We start from the raw sequence: 19,430 nt of genomic DNA on the forward strand, positions 1-19,430 counted from the left end.
TGGAGGGTCGTCGTGGCGGGTGTCGAGAACTCTCGGGGGTCCAGCGCCGGGGTCTCCGCGCGGGACATGGCGCAGATCGCCGTCTTCGCGGCGTTGATCGCGGCGCTCGGCCTGCCGGGCACCATTACGGTCGGGGCCAGCGGGGTCCCCATCACGGTGCAGACCCTCGGTGTGATCCTGGCCGGTGCGGTGCTCGGGGCGCGCAAGGGAACGGCCGCGGTGCTGGTCTTCCTGGCGCTCACGATGATCGGCCTGCCGCTGCTGTCCGGTGGCCGCACCGGATTGACGGCGCTGGCGGGGCCCAGCGCCGGATACCTCGTCGGCTGGATTCCCGCCGCGTTGTTCATCGGATTCTGCACCGCCCGGATCCTGCCGAGATATCCGATCGCGCTCGGCCTGCTGATCAACGCCGTCGGCGGCCTGCTGATCATCTACTCGTTCGGCACCGTGGGCCTGCTGCTGCGCACCGATCTCGGCCTCTGGGCCGCCGTCAGCACGAACTTCGCGTTCATTCCCGGCGATCTGCTCAAGGTCGTGGTCGCGAGCGTGGTGGCCAGGGGAGTGCACCGGGCGTATCCCGGTGTGATCCGTGGTTAGTCCCGAACTCGGCGGCGCGGAGGAAGATCCCGCCGTCGACTTCGGCGGCCGCGCCTATACCTACCGCGAACTCGACCGCGCCATCGAGCAGTGGATCGCCCGGAACCCGGACGCGACCGTCTACGACGCGTCGGCTCTGCCCGTGCCGGACGCGCTGATCTGTGTCTGCGCCGCGGCGCGGCGCGGCGTCCCGGTGTTCGTCGAGGATCCCGCTGCGCGGCCGCACCGCGCGAATATTCCGCCCGAGGCGTTTCTGCTGGTGGCGACCTCGGGCTCCACCGGTCGGCCCCGGCCGCTGGCCAGGACGGCCGCTTCCTGGTACGACAGTTTCCCCGCCTTCACCGCGATCACCGGCGTGGTGCGGGCCGATCGCGTCCTGATCACCGGACCGTTGCACGCGACGATGCATCTGTTCGGTGCGCTGCACGCGCTGTGGCGCGGCGCGTGCGTCACCGACGATCCGGCGCGAGCCACCGTGACGCACGCGGTCCCCTCGGTGCTGCGTGCGGTGGTGCGCACCTGCCCCCGCCTGCGTACCGCCATCGTGGCTGGCATCGCGCTGGACGACGGTGCGCTGGCCGCGGCCGCCTCGGTCGAGGTGGTCGAGTACTACGGGTCCTCCGAGGTCTCGCTGGTGGCGGCGCGGCGGGTGCCCGAGCCGATGCGGCTGCTCGACGGGGTCGAGGCCGAAGTGCGGGAGGGACTGCTCTACGTCCGGTCGCCCTATCGCGTGCTCGGCGCACCCGACTGGTTCGGGGTAGGCGACCTCGCCGTGCTCGGCGACGACCGTGAGCTGACCGTGCTGGGCCGGGGCGATTGTGCGATCAATGTCGGCGGCACCGTGGTGGTCGCCGAGGACGTGGAGCGCGTCCTCGGGTCGCTCGACGGCATCGCCGCGGTGGCCGTGATCGGCTCGCCGCATGCCGTGCTGGGCGAAACCGTCACGGCCGCGGTGCAATTGGACGGCGGCGCCGAACTCGGCGAGATCCGGTCGCGAGCGCGTCGCGTGCTGGCCAAGGAGGCGATGCCGCGCCGATGGGTGCCGCTTCCCGCGCTGCCGCGAACCGCCGCGGGGAAGGTCGCCCGTGGCCGGCTGAGAGACTTGCTGACATGAGCCGCGTCCCTGTTCTGGTTGCGCCGCGCCGCACGCCGATCGGCAACGCGGGGCACGGATTGGCGGAGGTCACCACTGTCGACCTCGCCGCTCCGGTGCTGCGAGCGGTGCTGGCGTCGGTGCGCGGCGCGGGCATCGACGCCGAAGTGGACGACGTGGTGCTGGGCAACTGTCTCGGCCCCGGCGGCGATCCCGCCCGCGTCGCCGCGTTGCGTGCGGGTCTGGGCGTGCGAGTCCCCGGAGTCACCGTCGACCGGCAGTGCGGCTCGGGCCTCGACGCGGTGATGCAGGCGGCGCTGCGGGTGCGCGGCGGCGCCGACGAACTGATCCTCGCCGGAGGAGTCGAATCGGCCAGTACCGCCCCGTGGCGGTTCTGGCCGCCGGCCGGGGACGCGGAGCCCGTGCGCTACACCCGCGCGCCCTTTGCGCCACCAGGCTTTCCCGATCCGGACATGGGCGTGGCCGCCGACGATCTCGCGCGGGCGCGCGGCATCAGCCGGGAGCGTCAGGACGCCTACGCGGCCCGCTCGCACGCGCTCGCCGCGGCGGCCGACTTCGCCGCGGAGATCGTCCCGATCGGCGATGTGCGCCGGGACGAGCGCATCCGGGCGGGCATGACCGTGGCCCGGCTCGCGCGGCTGCGCCCGAGCTTCGGCGCCGAGGGCACGGCCACCGCGGGCAACTCCTGCGGCATCTCCGACGGCGCCGCGGTCATGGCGGTCACCACCGAGTCGGTGGCCGCCGGGCTGCCCGCGTTGCGTGTCCTCGGTTGCGCGGTCGCCGGGTCCGACCCGGCTCTGCCCGGCCTCGGCCCCGTGCCCGCGATCCGGAAAGTGCTGCGGCGAACCGGCTTCGGCGTCGCGGATCTCGGCGTCATCGAGATCACCGAGGCGTTCGCGTCGGTGGTGCTGGCGGTGGCGGACGAGTTGGGTCTGGACGAGTCGAAGATCTGCCCGCAGGGCGGCGCCATCGCGATGGGGCATCCCTGGGGAGCGTCCGGAGCCATCTTGCTGGTTCGCCTGGCGAGTCGGATGCTGCGCCCGGACGGTCCCGCGCTCGGTCTCGCGGCCTGTGCCATCGGCGGCGGACAGGGGATCGCCGTGCTGGTGGAGCGAGTGTCGTGAGCGAGATAGTCTTCGACGGCGTCAGCCACCGTTTCGGTGACCGAAAGGTGCTGCGCGAGATCGACTTGCGGATCAGCGAACGGCGCGTCGGCATCATCGGGTCCAACGGTTCCGGCAAGTCGACCCTGGCGCGCATGATCAACGGCCTGCTGACGCCGACCTCCGGCACCGTGACGGTGGACGGCGTGGACGCTTCCCGCAAGGGCGGGCAGGTGCGACGGAAGGTGGGCTTCGTCTTCACCGACCCCGATACCCAGATCGTGATGCCCACGGTGGCCGAGGATCTCGCTTTCTCGCTGCGGCGCACGGGCCTGGGCAAGTCGGAGATCGCCGCCCGCGTCCAGGAGATCCTGGAACGATTCGGGCTCGCGGGCCACGCCGAGCATCCCTCGCACCTGCTTTCGGGCGGGCAGAAACAGTTGCTCGCCCTCGGCGCCGTGCTGATCCGCAGGCCGGAGGTGATCGTCGCCGACGAGCCGACCACGCTGCTGGACCTGCGCAACGCCAGGGTCGTCGCCGAGGCGCTGGACGGCGTGGACCAGCAGGTGATCGTCGTGACGCATCAGCTGTCACTGCTGGAGAGTTTCGAACGGGTCATCGTGATCGATGACGGCGCGGTGGCGTTCGACGGAACTCCCGGCGATGCTGTCGCGGCCTATCGGGCAGCGGTCGAATGATCGGCTTGTACCGTCCGGGGAATTCGCCGCTGCACCGGATGCCCGCCGGCGTGAAGTTGGCGCTGCTGCTGGTATCGATCGTGGCGACCACGGTGTTCGTGCGTTCGCCCGCGCACGTGCTGGTCGCCACCGCTGTGGTGTCGGGTCTGTTCGCGGCGGCCGGAATCCCGTGGCGCGTGGCGCTGGAGCAGTTGCGTCCGCTGGTGTGGATGGTGCTGCTCATCGCCGCGTTCCAGGTGCTGATCACCTCGCCCGCCAGGGCCGCGGTGGTGTGCGGTGTTCTGGTGCTCTCGGTGGCGCCCGCGGCGCTGTTCACCCTCACCACGCGGGTGACCGACATGCTCGACGCGGTGACCCGGTGGCTCGGGCCGCTGCGCCGGGTCGGTGTCGATCCCGAGCGAATCGGTCTGCTGCTGGCGCTGGCCATCCGCTGCGTCCCGTTGCTGGCCGGGATCGTGCACGACGTCGCCGAGGCGCGGCGCGCGCGTGGCTTGCAGTGGTCGATGACCGCGCTGGTGACGCCGGTGCTGGTGCGCGCGTTGCGGACGGCCGACGCGATGGGTGACGCGCTCGCGGCGCGGGGAGTGGACGATGACTGACCTGCTCGCCGCGCGGATCGCCCGGCAGGTCGCGGCGAATCCGAGGGCGACCGCCGTGATTTCGGGACGCGGACGCGTCGGCTACGAAGAATTCTGGTCGAAGGTCGTCCGTGTCGCCGCGGGCCTCGACGGAATGCGCCGGGTGGCGGTGCTGCCCACCTCCGACGTCGAATCGCTGGTGACGGTGACGGCGGCGATGCACGCGGGAGTGAGTGTCGTGCTGCTGCACCGTCATCTGCTGCCCGCCCAGTTGCGCCGGGTGCTCGCGCTCGCCGAGCCGGGAGCCGTGGTGGCCGCGCCGCAGCAGCATCGGCGATTGCGGCGGCTGGGATTCGAGGGCGCCGTGCGCACCGCCGCCACACTGGAATCCGCGGGATCGGTGGGCCGGGCGGATCCGGGCGCCGAGTTGCTGGCGGGCATCACCTCCGGCACCACGGGCGAGCCGAAACTGTTCGTCCGCGACCAGCGGTCCTGGGCCGCCACGCTGGATCGCTCCGACCGCACCTTCGACATCGGCGCCGGAGATCTGGTGTCGGTGCCCGGTGTGCTGGACCACACCCATTTTCTCTACGGCGCGTTGCACGCTTTGACCAGGGGCGCCACCGTTGACCTGCGACCGGCGCTCGACGCGCTGCGCGACGGTGCGACGCAGCTGTATTCGGTGCCGACGATCGCGTGGGACGTGGTGCGCGCGGGAATCGGGCCGGTCGGCAGCGTCCGGGAGGTGCTGTCTTCCGCTGCCCGGTGGCCGCGCACGGGACGGCGTGCGTTGCGAGAGGTCTTGCCGAACGCCTCGCTGGTGCACTTCTACGGTGCGTCCGAACTGAGCTTCGTCTCCTTCGATCGCGGACTCGGGGAAAGTGACGAGCAGTCGGCGGGTGAACTGTTCTACGGCGTCGAGGCACGAGTTCGCGACGGCCTGGTGTACGTGCGCAGTGACATGCTCTTCGACGGCTACCTCACCGTGGACGGTGTGGTCGGCGGACCGGTCGAGGGATGGATGACGGTCGGCGACCGGGGCGAGGTGGTCGGCGACCGGCTGCGGTTGTTCGGCCGGGAGAGCGACATGGTGATCCGGGCGGGGCTGAACGTGGAACCCGCGTCGGTCGAAGCGGCGCTCACCGCGATACCGGGTGTCGCCGAGGCGGCCTGCGTGGGCGTGCCCGACGCCCGCATGGGGGAGGCGCCCGCGGCCGCGATCGTGGTGGACGGTGCCGCACCGGCCCCCGACGAGATCTGGCGGCGGCTGCGCGCGAGTTTGCCCAGTCCCAGCATGCCGGTGCGGGTTTTGGTCGTGGACAGCCTGCCGCGCACCCCGCGGGGCAAACTCGATCGGGCTGCGCTGGTCTCGACGCTGGCCGCTCATCGCCGGGGCGGCCGCGCCGCTGAGAACGATCGCTGACATCGACCGATCGACCTGCCGCCGACGGGTCCCACCCATCCCGTCACCGGGCGGTGATCGGGGAGCGGCTCACAGACGCGCCGGACGAGCCGGTTCGGCGGATGACGCGCCGAACCACATGCTGTGGAACATGATCGCCAGCGCGCCGAGCGCACCGAGGATCACGATCGCGAACGGAATCGGATACGTCGCCATCGGCACCGTGAGGAAGCGAATGCACAGCAGCACCCCCGCGCAGACGGCGACCCCGAGGCCCACGATCCGGACGCGCTGGTGATCCCACCCCCGATCCGGCTCGCGCAGCGCGGATTCGACCGTCAGGCACAATGCCGCGCCCACGACCAGATCGATGCCGTAGTGGGCGCCGAGGCCGAGCGTCGCGGTGAGCGTGCACACCAGCCAGAACGCGCCGCCCCAGCGCAACCACACGGGGCCGCGCCGGGAATGGATGAACAACGCCAGCGCCCAGGCGGTGTGCAGCGACGGCATGCAGTTGCGCGGAGTGATGCCGTCGAAGCGCAGCGCCTCGATCGAGGTCGGCACCGCCGGAACGGCATTCGGCCACACGTCGGCGATCTCGAAGCCCAGTCCTTGCGGGCCGTACGCGAGTACCGGCCCCACCACCGGGAAGACCACATACCAGATCGGCCCGACGACGCCGAGCGTCAGGAACGTCCGCACCAGGTAGTGCCGCGGCCACGCGCCTGCGGTCACGCCGCGCAGCTGCCAGGCCGCGACCAGCACCGCTGCCAGCGGAAGCTCGAAGTACACCCAGCGCACCACGCCCGACGCGATCGGCCCCGCCGCCTCCAGCGCGCGCCCGGCCAGCCACGCCGGGCTGCCGAGGGCACGGTCGGCGACCTGCACGTACGGGTCGAGGACCATCGGGCAGGCCCACGCGGTGATGTCCAGCCAGATCTCGCTGACCTTCGTCGCCGAGATCAACAGCGCGCCGAAGGCGATGGTGCGCAACGCCGTGCGCCGTCGCTGTCCGTCCCACCGCGTGAACGCGAGCACCGCCAGTGCGGTGAGCACGATAGTGGGGCCGTTGCCGACGGTGAACGGCCGCCCATCGGCCGCTCGGAATACGACGAACAGCAGGTCGACGGCGATCGCCGCGGTGACCGCGCCGACGCGTGCGCGCATCGTGAGCCCGATCAGGGCCAGCAGGAACCCCGCCCACGGCGTGGTCGCCGACTTCGGCGTGCCCGCGTAGTCACGCGCCAGGCTGGTCAGCGGTCCGAGCGCCCCGATGTGCGCGGCCATGAGTTCGCCGCCGATCAGCGCGAGCACGATGACCGCGATACCGCACCACGCGACCATCGGCCGGAACCGACGCTCGTGGAGTTCCGCCATACCCACTCGCTCGCCCGGTAGGGTCGAGCTCCCTTGAACGTCGTTCACAAGCACCGAGACATCGTAAACACGACATTAACGGCACATGGACGGGGAGATACCCGAAAGTGGCCGTGGCCGTGGCCGACTCGGTTCGGTTTCCTTTGCTCAGGTCGTGCGATACGTGCGGGCTACCAGCGCCGAGCGCAGGTACCACAGGCCCGAGGGCTGGGAGGGGTCGAATCCAGTGAGCTGTCCGATCCGCTTGAGCCGATAGTCCACCGTGTTGGTGTGCACGTGCAGCACGCGCGCGGTGCGCTGGCGGTTGAGGTTGTTGGCGATGTGCCGCTGGAGGGTCTCGAGCAGTTCGGGATGCGCGTCCAGCGGGTCCAGCAGCGAGCCCAGGTATTCCCGCCCCGGCCCCGGTCTGGTCAGCTGGTATTCCAGCGCCAGCTCGTCGAAGCGGTAGAGCCCGGCCATCGCCTGCAAGCGCTGCACCATGTCGAGCAGTTCGTGGGCTTGGTCGGCGGCGGTGGGGATCGTCTCGGGAGTGGCTTCGACCATCGTCGCGGTGACGCCCACCTGCGCGGCGTGCGACAGCTGGGTGACCAGCGTGTCCAGCTGGTCGTTGTCCAGATGGCCGGACGGGATGAGCACGGTCCCGCCGTCCACGCTCAGCAGCGACAGGGCGGCCTCGCCGCACCGGGTGGCCAGCTCGGCTTGGAGCCGCCGCAGTTTCCGGCGTGCCACCACCTTGCCGTCCACCATCGGGTTGTGTTCCTCGCGGTGCGGCGGAATCGCCACCGCCAGAACGGCGTACGAGGACGCGATGGCGATGCCGCACTCCCGCGCCATGGTGGAGGTGCTGTGCCCGCCCAGCAGCGCCGAGGTCAGCGTGTGCACGGCGGTGTGGTGCTCGCTGACCACCGCGCGCAACTCGCGGACGTAGGCCATCGAGACCGCCGAGTTGATCATGTCGAGCATCTCCACGACCATCTTGGCGCCGTCGACGAGGTCGTCGTAGTCCTTCACGGTCGCGCCGGAGACCACCAGGTCCAGGCCCATCTTGAAGCCCTCGTGGATCGAGTGGTGGATGGTGTCGATGGGCACCCCCTCTCGCGCCCATCCCGCGGCGGCGTCACCGAGCCGTTGCAGTTTCTCCGGCAGGTCCTTGCCGTCGAGCATGCTCACCGCCAGTTCCAGGCAGACCCGGGTGATGGTGGTGACGTCGCCCGCGATGGCGTCACCCGGCAGGGTGCCGCACGGGATGACGTTCTCGACGAAGTGCCCGACCATCTGACGCGATAGCCCGCGAACGTCCTTCAGCGGGGACGACATCGGCTTACCTGACAGGGTCAGGCTCGGCCGGGCCGAACTGTCGACGGACATTGGCGACTCCCTTCCGCCCAAGATTGCTGTGCAGCGCATTCACACTAATTGGTCGATCTCCTTCGCGGACCCGATCCGCAGGTTCTGTGAGAGCCCGCCAGACCGGTCGGTAGCGCTTGTGAACGGTCACAGCAGCTGGACATATGACCGATTTTCGATGACGGGCGTCACACTCCGGCCGACCCTCCCGCGTTGATGGACAATACGATTTCGGTGAAATCGGCGGCGATAGGTTGTCAGCATGCAGTGCTATGGCGTGACCGCGAGCGATTCCGCGTCGTGGACCACGATCGCCAACAGCTTCGTTCCGATGGACTACCGGTACGGCGACCCCGACCGGTGGTATTCGGGACTGACGGTCCAGGAATCGGCCGTCTACCGGTTGTTGCGCTGGGAGCAGCGCGGAATCAGCACGTCCTACCGCACGCGGACGAACATCCGCCGCGGTCCGTGCGACGATTTCTACTGGGTGGTCGTGCCCGAGCGGGGCGTGTACTCGGTGCGGTATCGCGACGAGGAGACCTCGGCGCGGCCCGATCAGGCCGCGGTGACCGCCCTGGACGACCTGTGCCAGATCCACATCCCGTTGTTGTCGGCCTACGCGATCCAGCTGCCTCGCGCGGAACTCGACCATCGCGCGGGACCGCCGGCCGAACGCGGCATGACGATCGACCTGAACTGCGGGCTCGGCCGGATCACCCAGGCCATGATCCGCAGCACCCACGCCGAACAGTCGAACCTCTCCGATCACGAGTTCAACGCGGTCTGCGACCGGATCGCCGAGTTGCTGAGCATGATCTCGCTCGGTGACACCCATCCGCAGCGCGCCCACCATGCTCAGGTCGTCGCGCAGATCCGGCAGTACGTGCGAGCCAACGTGGGCCGGGGCGACGTGCGCTTGCCCGCGGTGGCGCACGCACTGGGCTGGTCGCCCCGGCAGTTGCGCGTGGTCCTGCAACAGTCCGGCACCACCTACCGCGACCTGCGGCGCGACGAAGCCCTGCGCGCCGCGCGCGATCTGCTCGAGGATCCCTTGCGGGCGGAGGATCCCATCCGCGAGCTGGCCGTCCGCGCCGGGTTCACCCCGGCGTGGTTCTCCGCGGCGTTCAAGGCGCGCTTCGGTGAGACGCCCCGGGAATTCCGGCGGCGCAGATCGGCCGAACGCGCCGAACCGGGCGGCGTGCCGGAGCCGGTGCCGTCGTCCTGACCCCGGCAAACTCGAAATCAGCTGGGCAGCAGCGTGATCGGGAGCCGGCGCAGCCGCGCCGGATCGGCGATCACCCGGTATGCCGCCACGCGGTCGCCGCGCACCGCGATCGTGAGCGCCAGCAGCAGCCTGCCGTGCGGGGCGACCACGATGCCCGGGTGACCGTCCACCAGCGCGAGCGCCGCCGTCTGCGATCGCCTGCGCAGCAGCACGGTTTCCGCGGCCACCACCGACGCGCCGCGCGCCGTCGTGGCCAGTCCCGGCGGGAGTGCTGCGGTATCGGCCGTCCGGACCACGTCGGGGGCGAGCACGGCCAGCAGGCCCTCGAGGTCGCCGGTGCGCGCCGCGCCGAGAAACGCGTCCACGACATGCCGCTGCGCGGCGAGTTCCAGCGTGCCGGTCGCCTGGTCGCCGCGGACGCGTTGCCGGGCCCGGCTGGCCAGTTTCTTGGTGGTGGGTGTCGTGCGGCCGACGATCGGCGCGATCTGGTCGAACGGCACCGCGAACAGGTCGTGCAGGACGAACGCGACGCGTTCGCCGGGGCCGAGCCGGTCCAGGACCACCAGCAGCGCCCGGCCGACCGAATCGATGAGGACCGCCTCGTGTTCCGGTTCGTTCTCCTCGGTGTCGTTGTCGAGCCGGGCCGGGTCGTCGAGCGGTTCCTCGCGCCGCGCCGTCCGCGCGCGCAGCATGTCCAGGCAGATCCGGGACACGACGGTGGTCAGCCAGCCCGGCAGGTTCCGTAGGTCCTCGACGTCGTGGTCGGCCAGCCGCAGCCAGGTCTCCTGCACCGCGTCGTCGGCCTCGGCCGGTGAGCCGAGCATGCGGTAGGCGACCGCGTGCAAGTGGCCGCGCAGGGACTCGAAATCCCGCGCCAACCCGTCGTCGGTGTGCATCGGTCACCTTTCCGCTTCGTGGTCCGTCATGCAGATGACGGAATCGACAGCGCCGAGGTGACCGAGGTGTGGACCGGGCGCGACATCGGACAGAAGGGTATTCGAATGGACATCGCTTACGTCGTCGCTACCGTGCTGGCGGCCGCGGCCGCATTGCTCGCGGCGGGCATCGATGTGGTCCGCGCCGAGTGGGTGCGGACGAACATGCGGGCCTACGGGGTCCCGGAGTCGTGGCTGACGCCACTGGCGGTGGTCAAGGCGGTCGGCGGGGCCGGACTGCTGGTCGGCCTGGCGGTTCCGCCGATCGGAGTGGCGGCGGCGACCGGGTTGGTCGTGTACTTCGTCGGCGCGGTGCTGACCGTGCTGCGGGCGCGGCAGTACGGGCATGTCGGTTACCCGCTGCCATACCTCGCGCTGGCGGCCGCCTCGCTGGGACTGTTCGTCGCGTCGTAACCCGGCGCGCCGACTCCTGCCGTCCCCCGGCGGGCGGCCTGCTATCCCGCGAGGATGAACTTGGCCGCCTGCTCGCCGATGAACACCGCGGGCGCGTGCGTGTGACCGCGGATGATCAGCGGCATCACCGAAGTGTCGGCGACTCGCAGACCCTGCACGCCACGCACTTCCAGCCGGGGCGTGACGACGCTGGTGGCGTCGGTGCCCATGCGGCAGGTGCCGACCGGATGGTAGAGCGTGTGCGCGTAGGAGTTGAGCGTCAGCTCCAGCACGGCTTCCGGTTGCGCGGGCGCCTGCGGCGGGTAGATCAGCGGGCCGAGCACCGCCTGCATCGATGGCTTGGCGGCGATGTCCGCGCACACGCGCAGCCCGGCCATGATGGCGGCGCGGTCGGCGCCCGCGCTGTCGGACAGGTAGCGCGGATCGATGACGGGTTTGGCGGACGGGTCCGGGCCGGACAGGGCGATCCGGCCTCGGCTCTGCGGGCGCAGCAGCACTGTCGCCAGGATCACGCCGTGCTCGGTCGGGTCCTGGAGTCCCTCGTAGTAGAACGGCGCGGGCGCGAAGATCAGCTCCAGGTCGGGGTATTCCAGGTCCGGCCTGCTGCGCACGAACCCGTAGGCCTCGCCGACGTTCGAGGTGAGCATGCCGCGATGCCGGAGCAGGTAGGCCAGCAGCTGGCGCGGCTTCTCCGCACCGAACAGCGAGTCGCCCGCGACGCCGTAGCCGAGGCCCGCGACCAGGTGGTCCTGCAGATTCGCGCCGACCTCGGGGGCGTGGTGGCGCACCTCGATGCCGTGGCGGGCCAGTTCGTCCCGGTCACCGATGCCCGAGAGCATGAGCAGTTGGGGGCTGTTGATCGCGCCGCCGCACAGCACGACCTCGCGCCGCGCGGTCACCGTGTGCGTGGCACCGCCCTGGCGGTATTCCACGCCGACGGCGCGCGTGCCGTCGAACAGCACCCGGGTGGCCAGCGCCTCGCTGCGCACCGTGAGGTTCGGCCTGCGCAGGGCGGGCCGCAGGTAGGCGTCGGCGGTGCTCCAGCGACGACCCGCGCGCTGGGTCACCATGGTCTGGCTGAACCCGTCCGGCTGCGGCCGGTTCGGCGGCTCGACCTGGTATCCGGCCTCCTCGACCGCGGCCAGATAGGCGGCGGTGAGGCCGCGCGGGCTGCGCTGGCGGGAAATGTGCAGCGGACCCTCGGTGCCTTCGTCGGGGTACTGGGCGTTCTCCACGCGTTCGATGCGGCGGAACTGCTCGACGGCCGCGGCGAAGCCCCACTCGTCTCCGGCCAGTAGCGCCCACTCGTCGTAGTCGGCCCGGAATCCGCGCACCCACATCATGGCGTTCATCGAGGACGAGCCACCGAACATCCGGCCGCGCGGCCAGTAGATCTCGCGGTTCTTCAGTTCCGGCTGCGGCTGCGTGAGATAGTCCCAGTCCACCTCGGAACGGAAGAGTTTCGCGAACCCGGCGGGAATGTGGGTGAACTTGTTCTTGTCCGGCGGGCCCGCTTCCAGCAGCGCCACCGTGGTGCCCGGATCGGCGCTGAGCCGATCGGCCACCACCGCGCCCGCCGATCCCGCACCGACGACGACGTAGTCCGCGGAAAGCTCACCTGATTGCACTTTTCCCACTCCGATCTGCACCGACTACGGCAAAGATACGAGCAAGCGCGCGCCGCGTGGCGCGGTTTCGGGCAACCCGGCCGGAAGTCTTGCCCAACGAGAGGAGTTCGTCGGTGCGATCGGGAGCTGTCCTGGTCACAGGGGGTAGTCGCGGCATCGGCGCGGCCACGGCGCGTCGCCTCGCCCGCGACGGACATCGGATCTGTCTGACCTATCGGACGAACGCCGCGGCGGCCGACGCCGTGGTCGCCGAGATCGCCGCGGCGGGCGGCGTGGCCCGTGCGGTGCGCGCCGACCTGGCGGACCCCGCGGCGATCGAGGCACTGTTCGCCTTCGTCGACGCCGAATTCGGGACGCTCACCGGCCTGGTCAACAACGCGGGCGCACTCGAAGCGCAGTGCCGGGTCGACGAACTCGACGCCGAGCGGCTGCATCGCACGATGGCGGTGAACGTGATCGCCCCGATCCTGTGCGCGAAGCAGGCCGTGCTGCGTATGTCCACGGCGCACGGCGGTGCCGGCGGTGCGATCGTGAACGTCTCCTCGGTGGCCGCACGGCTCGGCGCGCCCGGCGAGTATGTGGATTACGCGGCCGGTAAAGGCGCGCTCGACACCTTCACGCGGGGGCTCGCGCTCGAGGTGGCGGCCGAGGGCATCCGGGTCAACGCGGTCCGCCCCGGTTACATCCATACCGAGATCCATGCCGACGGTGGTGAACCGGGCCGGGTCGCCCGTTTGGCGCCCACCCTGCCGATGCGCAGGGGCGGCGACCCCGAGGAGGTCGCCGCCGCCATCGCCTGGCTGCTCTCCGCCGAGGCGTCCTATGTGACCGGGTCGTTCACGGATCTGGCCGGAGGCCGGTAGTCCGCGCTACCGCAGGATCAGCAGCGCGGAGGTCTCGATGCGGTCGGCGATCTCGGAGTAGGACCCATAGCCCATGCCCGCGCGCACCAGCGCGCCCGCGTACAGCAATTCCAGCGATTCGACCACGTCCGGGTCCGGATCCGGGCCGAGGGCGCGGATGATGCGCTTGCGGATCTCGGCCCCGATCCGCCCGCGCAGGTGCTCCACGTCCGGGTCGCGGCCGAGCAGGGCGCTGGTGACCGCGCCGGAGAGCTCCTGTTCGTCGGCCACCAGCATCGCGATATTGCGCAACTCGGCGACGACCCGGACGGTCGGGTCCGGGTCGTCGCTGACCGGCGACGGTGACGCGACCAGCCGCCGCCAGAAGATCTCGGCGACCAGGTGCTCCTTGGAGGAGAAGTAGGTGTAGGCCGTGGCCGTCCCGACCCCGGCCGCCGCGGCGACCATCCGGATGGTCATACCGGCGAAACCTTCCCGCGCGAGCACTTCCACCGCCGAGCGGGTCAGCTTGTCGACCGTGTCGGCCTGTTTGCCGGAGAGCCTGCGGCGGGTCGCCTCGAGAATGACGGAATCGGGTTCGGACATGTGTCTGGATCCTACTAGCGGTTTCGGGCGGCTCAGTTCTTGGCCGCCGCGATGCCGGCCCGCCGCCCGTAGAAGCTGCCGTCGCCCAGCGACGCGCCGCTGACGTAGCCGCCCGCGCACAGACCGGAGGTGCACCTTCCGGCGGCGAACAGTCCCGGGATCGGCTCGCCGGAGACGTGCAGCACCCGGGAGTCCAGGTCGGTGCGCAATCCGCCGAGGGTGAAACCGGCGGTGAAACCGCGCATGTCGAACGCGGCTACCGGTCCGCGCAACGGCCGCACCCATTCCGGCTTCTTGCCCAGCAACGGGTCGGCGCCGTCGGCTGCGTGCAGGTTGTAGCACTCCACGGTGGCCTGCAACGCCTGGCCGGGCAGGCCCATCTCGGCTTCGAGTTCGGCGATCGTCTCCGCAACCCAAGTCGGGGGCTGGCGGAAGAACGGGGTGGAGGTCTCGGTGGTCAGCGCCTCCTCGTACGCCGCCTCGTCGATCACCAGGTACGCCTGGTTGTCCTGCTGGATCAGCGTCGCCTGCCCGATCCGTCCCGGATAGGTGTCCTCCGGGATGTAGCGCTGGCCGCGCCCGTTGACCAGGATGCCGCGCGCGAGCAGCTGTGGGTCGCCGAAGAACGCCACCTCGGTCGCGTCCATATGGGCCAGCTCCGCGCCGAGCGCCTGCGCCAGCCGGATGCCGATCCCGTCGTGTTCCTCGATCGCCGCGGCGGGCCTGCCGATCAGCCGCGGCGCGTACCCCTCGATCATCTCCTTGTGATAGGCGAAGCTGCCGGTGGCCAGCACGACGCCGCGTTCGGCGCGGATGGCGACCGGTTTGCCGTAACGGCGGGCCAGCACGCCGACGACGCGATCGTCGTCGTCCACGATCAGCCGCGCGATCCGCATGTCGTATTCGGCGCGGACGCCCAGCGCTTCGGCAGTGTCGGCCAGCGGCTTCATCAGCATGTAGCCGCCGCCCTTCTCCCCGGTGCGCTTGTCGGCCATCTGCGGGACATGGCCGCGCGGAGCGGGTTTCGCGATCGCGTTGAAGGGCGCGGCGTTCTCGCCGCCGGAGTACATCAGTCCCTCGTCGTGCGGTGGTTCCCAGCCCGGCTCGCCCCAGAACGCCTCGCGGAACGGCACACCGCAGGCCACCAGCCAGGTGAAGTGCTCGACGCTGCCGCGGCAGTAGTCGGCGATCTTCGCCTTGTCCACCCCGGGACCGAGCGCCGCGAGCAGGAAGGTCTCCATGTTCTCCGGCGTGTCCTCGAAACCGAGGGCCTGCTGCAGCGGTGTGCCGCCGCCGAGGTAGAGGAATCCGCCAGCCAGGGCGGCGGCGCCACCCCAGCCGCCGGTGCGCTCCAGGACCAGCACGTCCGCGCCCGCACGAGCGGCCTCGATGGCGGCGCAGACCCCGGCGATGCCGTATCCGGCGACGACGACATCGGCCCGGTGGTCCCAGGCCGTGACCTGGCTCGCGCGCAGGGGGCGAATGGTGGTGGCGTCAGACATGGTCAACGGGTCCTCACTGCTCGGCGGGCGCGGACTGCGCGCGGGCGGCCTTCTTCTGCTGCGCCACAATCGTGCCCACCAGCAGGTCGAGTTTGGTGCCGTTCGGCCAACCCACGTAGTAGCACAGGAATACCGCGATCTCGTGCAGCTGTTCTTCGGTGAGTTCGCCGTTGCGCAGCGCGGCCCCGATCTGGATGCCCGCGGTGTCGATGGCGCCCTGCGCCGCCAGCGCCCCGAGCAGCAGCAGCCTGCGGTCCCGGATGGTGAGGCCGGGCCGCGACCAGATCTCGGAGAAGAGGTGGTCGGAGGTGAGGGCGAAGTGGGGGCCGGGGTAGTCCTGGAACTCCGTGCCGTACACCTCGGCCATCTTGGCCAGACCGCGCTGCCGCACGGTGTCGCCGGAGCCGTTGTCGCTCATGAGGATTGCCTTTCCGATACGGGGGTGCCGGCCCCTACGCCGAGTCCGGGGCCGAGCCGGTCGAGGGCCGATTCGGCCAGCGGCAGCGGGGTGCCCAGCCGTTCACCCAGTTCCAGGGCGAGACTCAGGTCTTTCTCGCCGAGGTCGCGCACGTGCCGCAGGATCGGCAGCCAGAAGTCGCCGTCCTGGATCGGGGCGGTGGTGTCGCGCAGCATGATGGCGCCGGGGCCACCGGTGACCGCGTCGGAGTGCCGTACCACCTTGCCGAGCGCGGTGAGATCCAGACCCGCTGCCTCGGCCAAGCGCTGCGCCTCGGTGGCCGCGGTGAAGGAGACGAAGTGCAACAGGTTGCGCGCCAGCTTCATCCGTGTGCCCGCGCCGACCGGCCCGGCGTGCACGATCAGATCGGCGAAGCAGCCGAACGGTTCGCGCACCTGCTCGAACGCCGCCTCGCTGCCACCGACCATGACCGCGAGCGCGCCGCGTGTGGCACCGGCCGCGCCGCCGCTGATCGGCGCGTCCACCAGTTCGACGCCGCGTGCGCCGCAGACGGCCCCGAGTTCTTCGGCGGTGCGATCGCTGATCGTGGAGTGCACGGCGACCACGGTGCCCGGCGCGGCGGTGCGCAGCACGCCCTCCGGACCGGTGATCACCTCGCGGACCTGTGCGTCGTTCACCACGGTGATCGAGATGACCGTGGCCTGCCTGGCCAGCTCGGCGGCCGAGGCGACCGCGTCGGCCCCGGCCGCCAGAAACGGTTCGATTGCTTCGGGCCGCATGTCGCACACCGCGAGCCCGCCCGGCCAGTCCAGCAGGCGCTTGGCCATCGGCGCGCCCATATTGCCGAGGCCGAGGAATCCGATGCGGGCGCTCATGACCGCACGATCTGTCCGCCGTCGACGTTGAATATCTGGCCGGTGACCCAGCTCGCCTCGTCCGACAGCAGGTACAGGCAGGCGCCGACCAGATCCTGCGGGGTGCCCATCCGTTTGAGCGGCAGGCGTTTGACGATGTCGTCGACGATCACTTCCGGGGTGACGGCTTTGGTGGCGTCGGTATCGATCGGACCCGGCGCGATCGCGTTGACGCGGATGTTCGATCCGCCGAGTTCGAAGGCCAGTTGCTGAGTGAGCCCGTTGACGCCGACCTTCGCCAGGCCGTAGAAACTGGAGTACAGCCACGCGGCCGTGGACGACTGGTTGACGATGGATCCGCTGCCGCGCTTGGACATGTGCGGCCAGACGGCGCGGGTCATGGTGAGCGCACCGTCCATGTTCACGCTCATGAATTTCTTGTAGTAGTCCCACGGCACGGTCAGCAGCAGGTTCAGTTTCATCTCGCCGTAGATGGCGGCGTTGTTGACCAGATGGTCGATGCCGCCGAACTCCGCGACGGTGAAATCGGCCAGCGCGGTGGCGGATTCCGGATCGGACACGTCGACCTGCCCGAATACCGCGGTGCCGCCGTCGGCGACGATCTTCTCCACGACCGCCGCGCCGCCCTCGGCGTTCTTGTCGGCGACCACGACGCTCGCGCCCTCGGCGGCCAGCGCCTGCGCGTAGGCCGCGCCGATGCCTTGGGCCGCGCCGGTGACGATGGCGGATCTTCCCGTGAAACGGGCCATGCGGTTCAGCTCCTCTGTGTTGTCGTTGTCCGGCGGCGATCAGGCCGGGGAGGCGATCACTTTGGTCTCGAGGTACTCCTCGAATCCGGCGATGCCCATCTCGCGTCCGAGGCCGGATTGCTTGTAGCCGCCGAACGGGACGTCGGCGGAGTACCAGACGCCGCCGTTGACGCTCAGCGTCCCGGTGCGCACGCCTTCGGTGACGCGCCGGATGCGCTCGGGGTCGGTTCCCCATACCGAACCGGACAGGCCGTAGGGGGAGTCGTTGGCGATGCGCACGGCGTCTTCGTCACCGTCGTGCGGGATGATCACCAGCACCGGGCCGAAGATCTCCTCGCGGGCGACCGTCGCGCTGTTGGGGACGTCCGCGATCAGCGTCGGCTCGACGAAGAACCCGCGTTCCTGCCGGGCGGGCCTGCCGCCGCCGACCACGATCCGTCCGCCCTCGGCGCGCGCGATATCGAGGTAACGCTCGACCCTGGCGCGCTGCCGTTCGGAGATCAGCGGCCCGCAGACGGTGCGCGGGTCGGCGGGATCGCCCGGCCGGATCCCGCCCAGCGTGGCCGCGGCCGCCTGCACGGCCTGGTCGTAGGCGGCGCGGGGGACCAGCAGCCGGGTGGACAGGGCGCAGCCCTGTCCGGCGTGCACGCACACCGAGAAGGCCGCGACGGAGCAGGCCGCCGCGATGTCGGCGTCGTCGAGCACGATGAACGCGGATTTCCCGCCCAGTTCGAGGAACGCCTTCTTCAGCGTGGCGGCCGCGCCCGTCATGACGGCACGGCCGGTGGCCGTCGACCCGGTGAAACTGATCATGTCGACGCGCGGGTCGGCGGTGAGCCGCGCGCCGAGCGTGTGGTCCGCGGAGGTCACGATGTTCACCACGCCGGCCGGGATATCGGTCTCCTCGGCGATGACGGCGCCGACCGCCGCCGCGCACCACGGAGTGTCGGGAGCGGGTTTGAGCACGACGGTGTTCCCCGCGGCCAGTGCCGGGCCGAGTTTGGCGAAGTTGATCTGATGCGGGAAGTTCCACGGCGTGATCGCCCCGACCACCCCGACCGGTTCTCGGCGCAGCACACGGCGGGTCTTGATGCCCATCGGCTCGGCTATGCCCAGATCGGTTTCCCAGCCGTAGCTTTCGGCGAGCCCGGCCGAGTAGGCGAGGTCGGCGACCGGGCCTTCCAGCTGCGGACCGCCGGTGAGCATTCGCGGGGCGCCGGCCTCGGCGATGGTGATCTCGCGCAGTTCCTCGACGTGCGATTGCAGCGCCGTCCGCAACTGTTCGAGGCAGCGGGCGCGGAAGGCGTGATCGCGCGACCAGTTCGTCTCGTCGAACGCGGTGCGCGCGGCGTCGACGGCCGCGTCGAGATCGGCCGCGTTCGCGTCGGCGGCGAGGCCGAGCACCTCCTCGGTCGCGGGATTCACCGTCGCGAAGACACCGTCGGCGCCCTCGACCAGCTTGCCGCCGATCAGCAGGCGGGACCCGTCGGCGGGCAGAAGGCTGCTCATGGATTACTCCGATACTGTCTGGACACGTGTACGGAATATAGTCTCGAATCGTGAGCGCTGGCAATAACAGGTTCTAACTCTGCCATTCTCGCCGAGGTTGCGCGCGGATGGGCGCCGATGTGGGTGGGTTCCGGCACGGTGGCCCGGTGGGTGAAACGGCACGTCCCGAGGCATTGTCCGGATGCATCAGGCGGTGGTACTGTCCAGACACATGTCCAGCTATCTGTCTTCGCCTGTGTCGCGGCTTCCTTCCGCGCGGCGGAACGTGTTCTCGGTTTCGGAGTGTGGGCGATGACGGCCGCGGTGGAGCCACTGGTGTTCGATCCGTACGACTACGCCTTTCACGAGGATCCGTATCCGACGTATCGGCGGCTGCGGGAAGAGGCGCCGCTGTATCACAACCCGGATCTGGGATTCTGGGCGTTGTCGCGGCATGCGGATGTGACGGGGGCCTTTCGGGACAGTGCGCGGTTGTCGAGTGCGAATGGAGTGTCGTTGGATCCGGCGG

Annotated in this window: 19 protein-coding genes and 1 pseudogene; 10 read left to right on the top strand and 10 right to left on the bottom strand. The window is 70.4% G+C overall.

The window, feature by feature from the left end; all coding sequences use genetic code 11:
* Window positions 1-12: 12 nt before the first annotated feature.
* The 6 genes from HOV91_RS27830 to HOV91_RS27855 are packed head-to-tail and all read left to right on the top strand — an operon-like array spanning window position 13 to window position 5,513.
* Window positions 13-597 carry a biotin transporter BioY gene (locus tag HOV91_RS27830; RefSeq protein WP_174188325.1) on the top strand — a complete coding sequence of 195 codons (585 nt, stop codon included), beginning with the start codon at window positions 13-15 and terminating at the stop codon, window positions 595-597.
* Entirely contained in the window at window positions 590-1,711 is a 1,122-nt protein-coding gene (locus tag HOV91_RS27835; RefSeq protein WP_174188326.1) for a class I adenylate-forming enzyme family protein, read from the top strand. The genes HOV91_RS27830 and HOV91_RS27835 overlap by 8 nt, the downstream gene beginning before the upstream one ends.
* Window positions 1,708-2,835, top strand: coding sequence for a thiolase family protein (locus tag HOV91_RS27840; protein ID WP_174188327.1), 1,128 nt, complete (start codon window positions 1,708-1,710; stop codon window positions 2,833-2,835). The genes HOV91_RS27835 and HOV91_RS27840 overlap by 4 nt, the downstream gene beginning before the upstream one ends.
* Window positions 2,832-3,512 (top strand): energy-coupling factor ABC transporter ATP-binding protein, encoded by a 681-nt coding sequence (locus HOV91_RS27845; protein WP_174188328.1) that lies wholly within the window; start codon window positions 2,832-2,834, stop codon window positions 3,510-3,512. The genes HOV91_RS27840 and HOV91_RS27845 overlap by 4 nt, the downstream gene beginning before the upstream one ends.
* Complete coding sequence (locus HOV91_RS27850) at window positions 3,509-4,111, top strand: energy-coupling factor transporter transmembrane component T family protein (protein WP_174188329.1); 603 nt, start codon at window positions 3,509-3,511, stop codon at window positions 4,109-4,111. Before HOV91_RS27845 ends, HOV91_RS27850 begins: the two co-directional genes overlap by 4 nt.
* Window positions 4,104-5,513: an AMP-binding protein gene (locus HOV91_RS27855; RefSeq protein WP_174188330.1), complete on the top strand. Its 1,410-nt coding sequence runs from the start codon at window positions 4,104-4,106 to the stop codon at window positions 5,511-5,513. The genes HOV91_RS27850 and HOV91_RS27855 overlap by 8 nt, the downstream gene beginning before the upstream one ends.
* Window positions 5,514-5,582: 69 nt before the next feature.
* On the opposite strand, the gene HOV91_RS27860 is transcribed toward HOV91_RS27855, so the two are convergent.
* Both HOV91_RS27860 and HOV91_RS27865 read right to left on the bottom strand, forming a co-directional pair.
* A complete protein-coding gene (locus tag HOV91_RS27860) occupies window positions 5,583-6,869 on the bottom strand; it encodes a phosphatase PAP2 family protein (protein WP_246351008.1) in 1,287 nt (428 codons plus the stop codon).
* A gap of 147 nt (window positions 6,870-7,016) precedes the next feature.
* The gene (locus tag HOV91_RS27865) at window positions 7,017-8,237 is read right to left on the bottom strand and encodes a PucR family transcriptional regulator (protein ID WP_174188331.1); all 1,221 of its coding nucleotides are present in this window, start codon (window positions 8,235-8,237) and stop codon (window positions 7,017-7,019) included.
* A gap of 241 nt (window positions 8,238-8,478) precedes the next feature.
* Between HOV91_RS27865 and HOV91_RS27870 the strand changes: the two genes are divergently transcribed.
* On the top strand, window positions 8,479-9,444 hold the full coding sequence (locus HOV91_RS27870) for an AraC family transcriptional regulator (RefSeq protein WP_174188332.1): 966 nt from the start codon (window positions 8,479-8,481) through the stop codon (window positions 9,442-9,444).
* Window positions 9,445-9,461: 17 nt separating this feature from the next.
* Here HOV91_RS27870 and HOV91_RS27875 read toward each other — a convergent pair whose 3' ends face one another.
* Entirely contained in the window at window positions 9,462-10,340 is an 879-nt protein-coding gene (locus HOV91_RS27875) for a sigma-70 family RNA polymerase sigma factor (protein WP_174188333.1), read from the bottom strand.
* An 18-nt stretch (window positions 10,341-10,358) separates the two neighbouring features.
* Between HOV91_RS27875 and HOV91_RS27880 the strand changes: the two genes are divergently transcribed.
* Window positions 10,359-10,793 carry a DoxX family protein gene (locus HOV91_RS27880; RefSeq protein ID WP_312884794.1) on the top strand — a complete coding sequence of 145 codons (435 nt, stop codon included), beginning with the start codon at window positions 10,359-10,361 and terminating at the stop codon, window positions 10,791-10,793.
* A 41-nt stretch (window positions 10,794-10,834) separates the two neighbouring features.
* Here the strand turns inward: HOV91_RS27880 and HOV91_RS27885 are convergent, their stop codons facing one another.
* Complete coding sequence (locus HOV91_RS27885) at window positions 10,835-12,421, bottom strand: GMC family oxidoreductase (RefSeq protein WP_174188334.1); 1,587 nt, start codon at window positions 12,419-12,421, stop codon at window positions 10,835-10,837.
* A 113-nt stretch (window positions 12,422-12,534) separates the two neighbouring features.
* On the opposite strand from HOV91_RS27885, the gene HOV91_RS27890 reads away from it, so the two are divergent.
* Window positions 12,535-13,284, top strand: coding sequence for an SDR family oxidoreductase (locus tag HOV91_RS27890; protein ID WP_174188335.1), 750 nt, complete (start codon window positions 12,535-12,537; stop codon window positions 13,282-13,284).
* A gap of 6 nt (window positions 13,285-13,290) precedes the next feature.
* Here HOV91_RS27890 and HOV91_RS27895 read toward each other — a convergent pair whose 3' ends face one another.
* Genes HOV91_RS27895 through HOV91_RS27920 form a run of 6 tightly spaced genes read right to left on the bottom strand, consistent with a single transcriptional unit; the run spans window position 13,291 to window position 18,922 of the window.
* Complete coding sequence (locus tag HOV91_RS27895) at window positions 13,291-13,869, bottom strand: TetR/AcrR family transcriptional regulator (RefSeq protein ID WP_174188336.1); 579 nt, start codon at window positions 13,867-13,869, stop codon at window positions 13,291-13,293.
* Between the two features lie 32 nt (window positions 13,870-13,901).
* On the bottom strand, window positions 13,902-15,371 hold the full coding sequence (locus tag HOV91_RS27900) for an FAD-dependent oxidoreductase (protein WP_174188337.1): 1,470 nt from the start codon (window positions 15,369-15,371) through the stop codon (window positions 13,902-13,904).
* Window positions 15,372-15,384: 13 nt separating this feature from the next.
* The gene (locus tag HOV91_RS27905) at window positions 15,385-15,789 is read right to left on the bottom strand and encodes a carboxymuconolactone decarboxylase family protein (protein WP_174188338.1); all 405 of its coding nucleotides are present in this window, start codon (window positions 15,787-15,789) and stop codon (window positions 15,385-15,387) included.
* Entirely contained in the window at window positions 15,786-16,664 is an 879-nt protein-coding gene (locus HOV91_RS27910; protein ID WP_174188339.1) for an NAD(P)-dependent oxidoreductase, read from the bottom strand. Before HOV91_RS27910 ends, HOV91_RS27905 begins: the two co-directional genes overlap by 4 nt.
* Complete coding sequence (locus tag HOV91_RS27915; protein ID WP_174188340.1) at window positions 16,661-17,413, bottom strand: SDR family oxidoreductase; 753 nt, start codon at window positions 17,411-17,413, stop codon at window positions 16,661-16,663. Before HOV91_RS27915 ends, HOV91_RS27910 begins: the two co-directional genes overlap by 4 nt.
* A gap of 39 nt (window positions 17,414-17,452) precedes the next feature.
* Entirely contained in the window at window positions 17,453-18,922 is a 1,470-nt protein-coding gene (locus tag HOV91_RS27920) for an aldehyde dehydrogenase (protein ID WP_174188341.1), read from the bottom strand.
* Between the two features lie 291 nt (window positions 18,923-19,213).
* On the opposite strand from HOV91_RS27920, the pseudogene HOV91_RS27925 reads away from it, so the two are divergent.
* Window positions 19,214-19,430, top strand: a pseudogene (locus HOV91_RS27925) (cytochrome P450); the annotation flags it as partial.

The organism is Nocardia barduliensis, from assembly GCF_013315795.1.
Taxonomy (GTDB): Bacteria; Actinomycetota; Actinomycetes; order Mycobacteriales; family Mycobacteriaceae; genus Nocardia; species Nocardia barduliensis.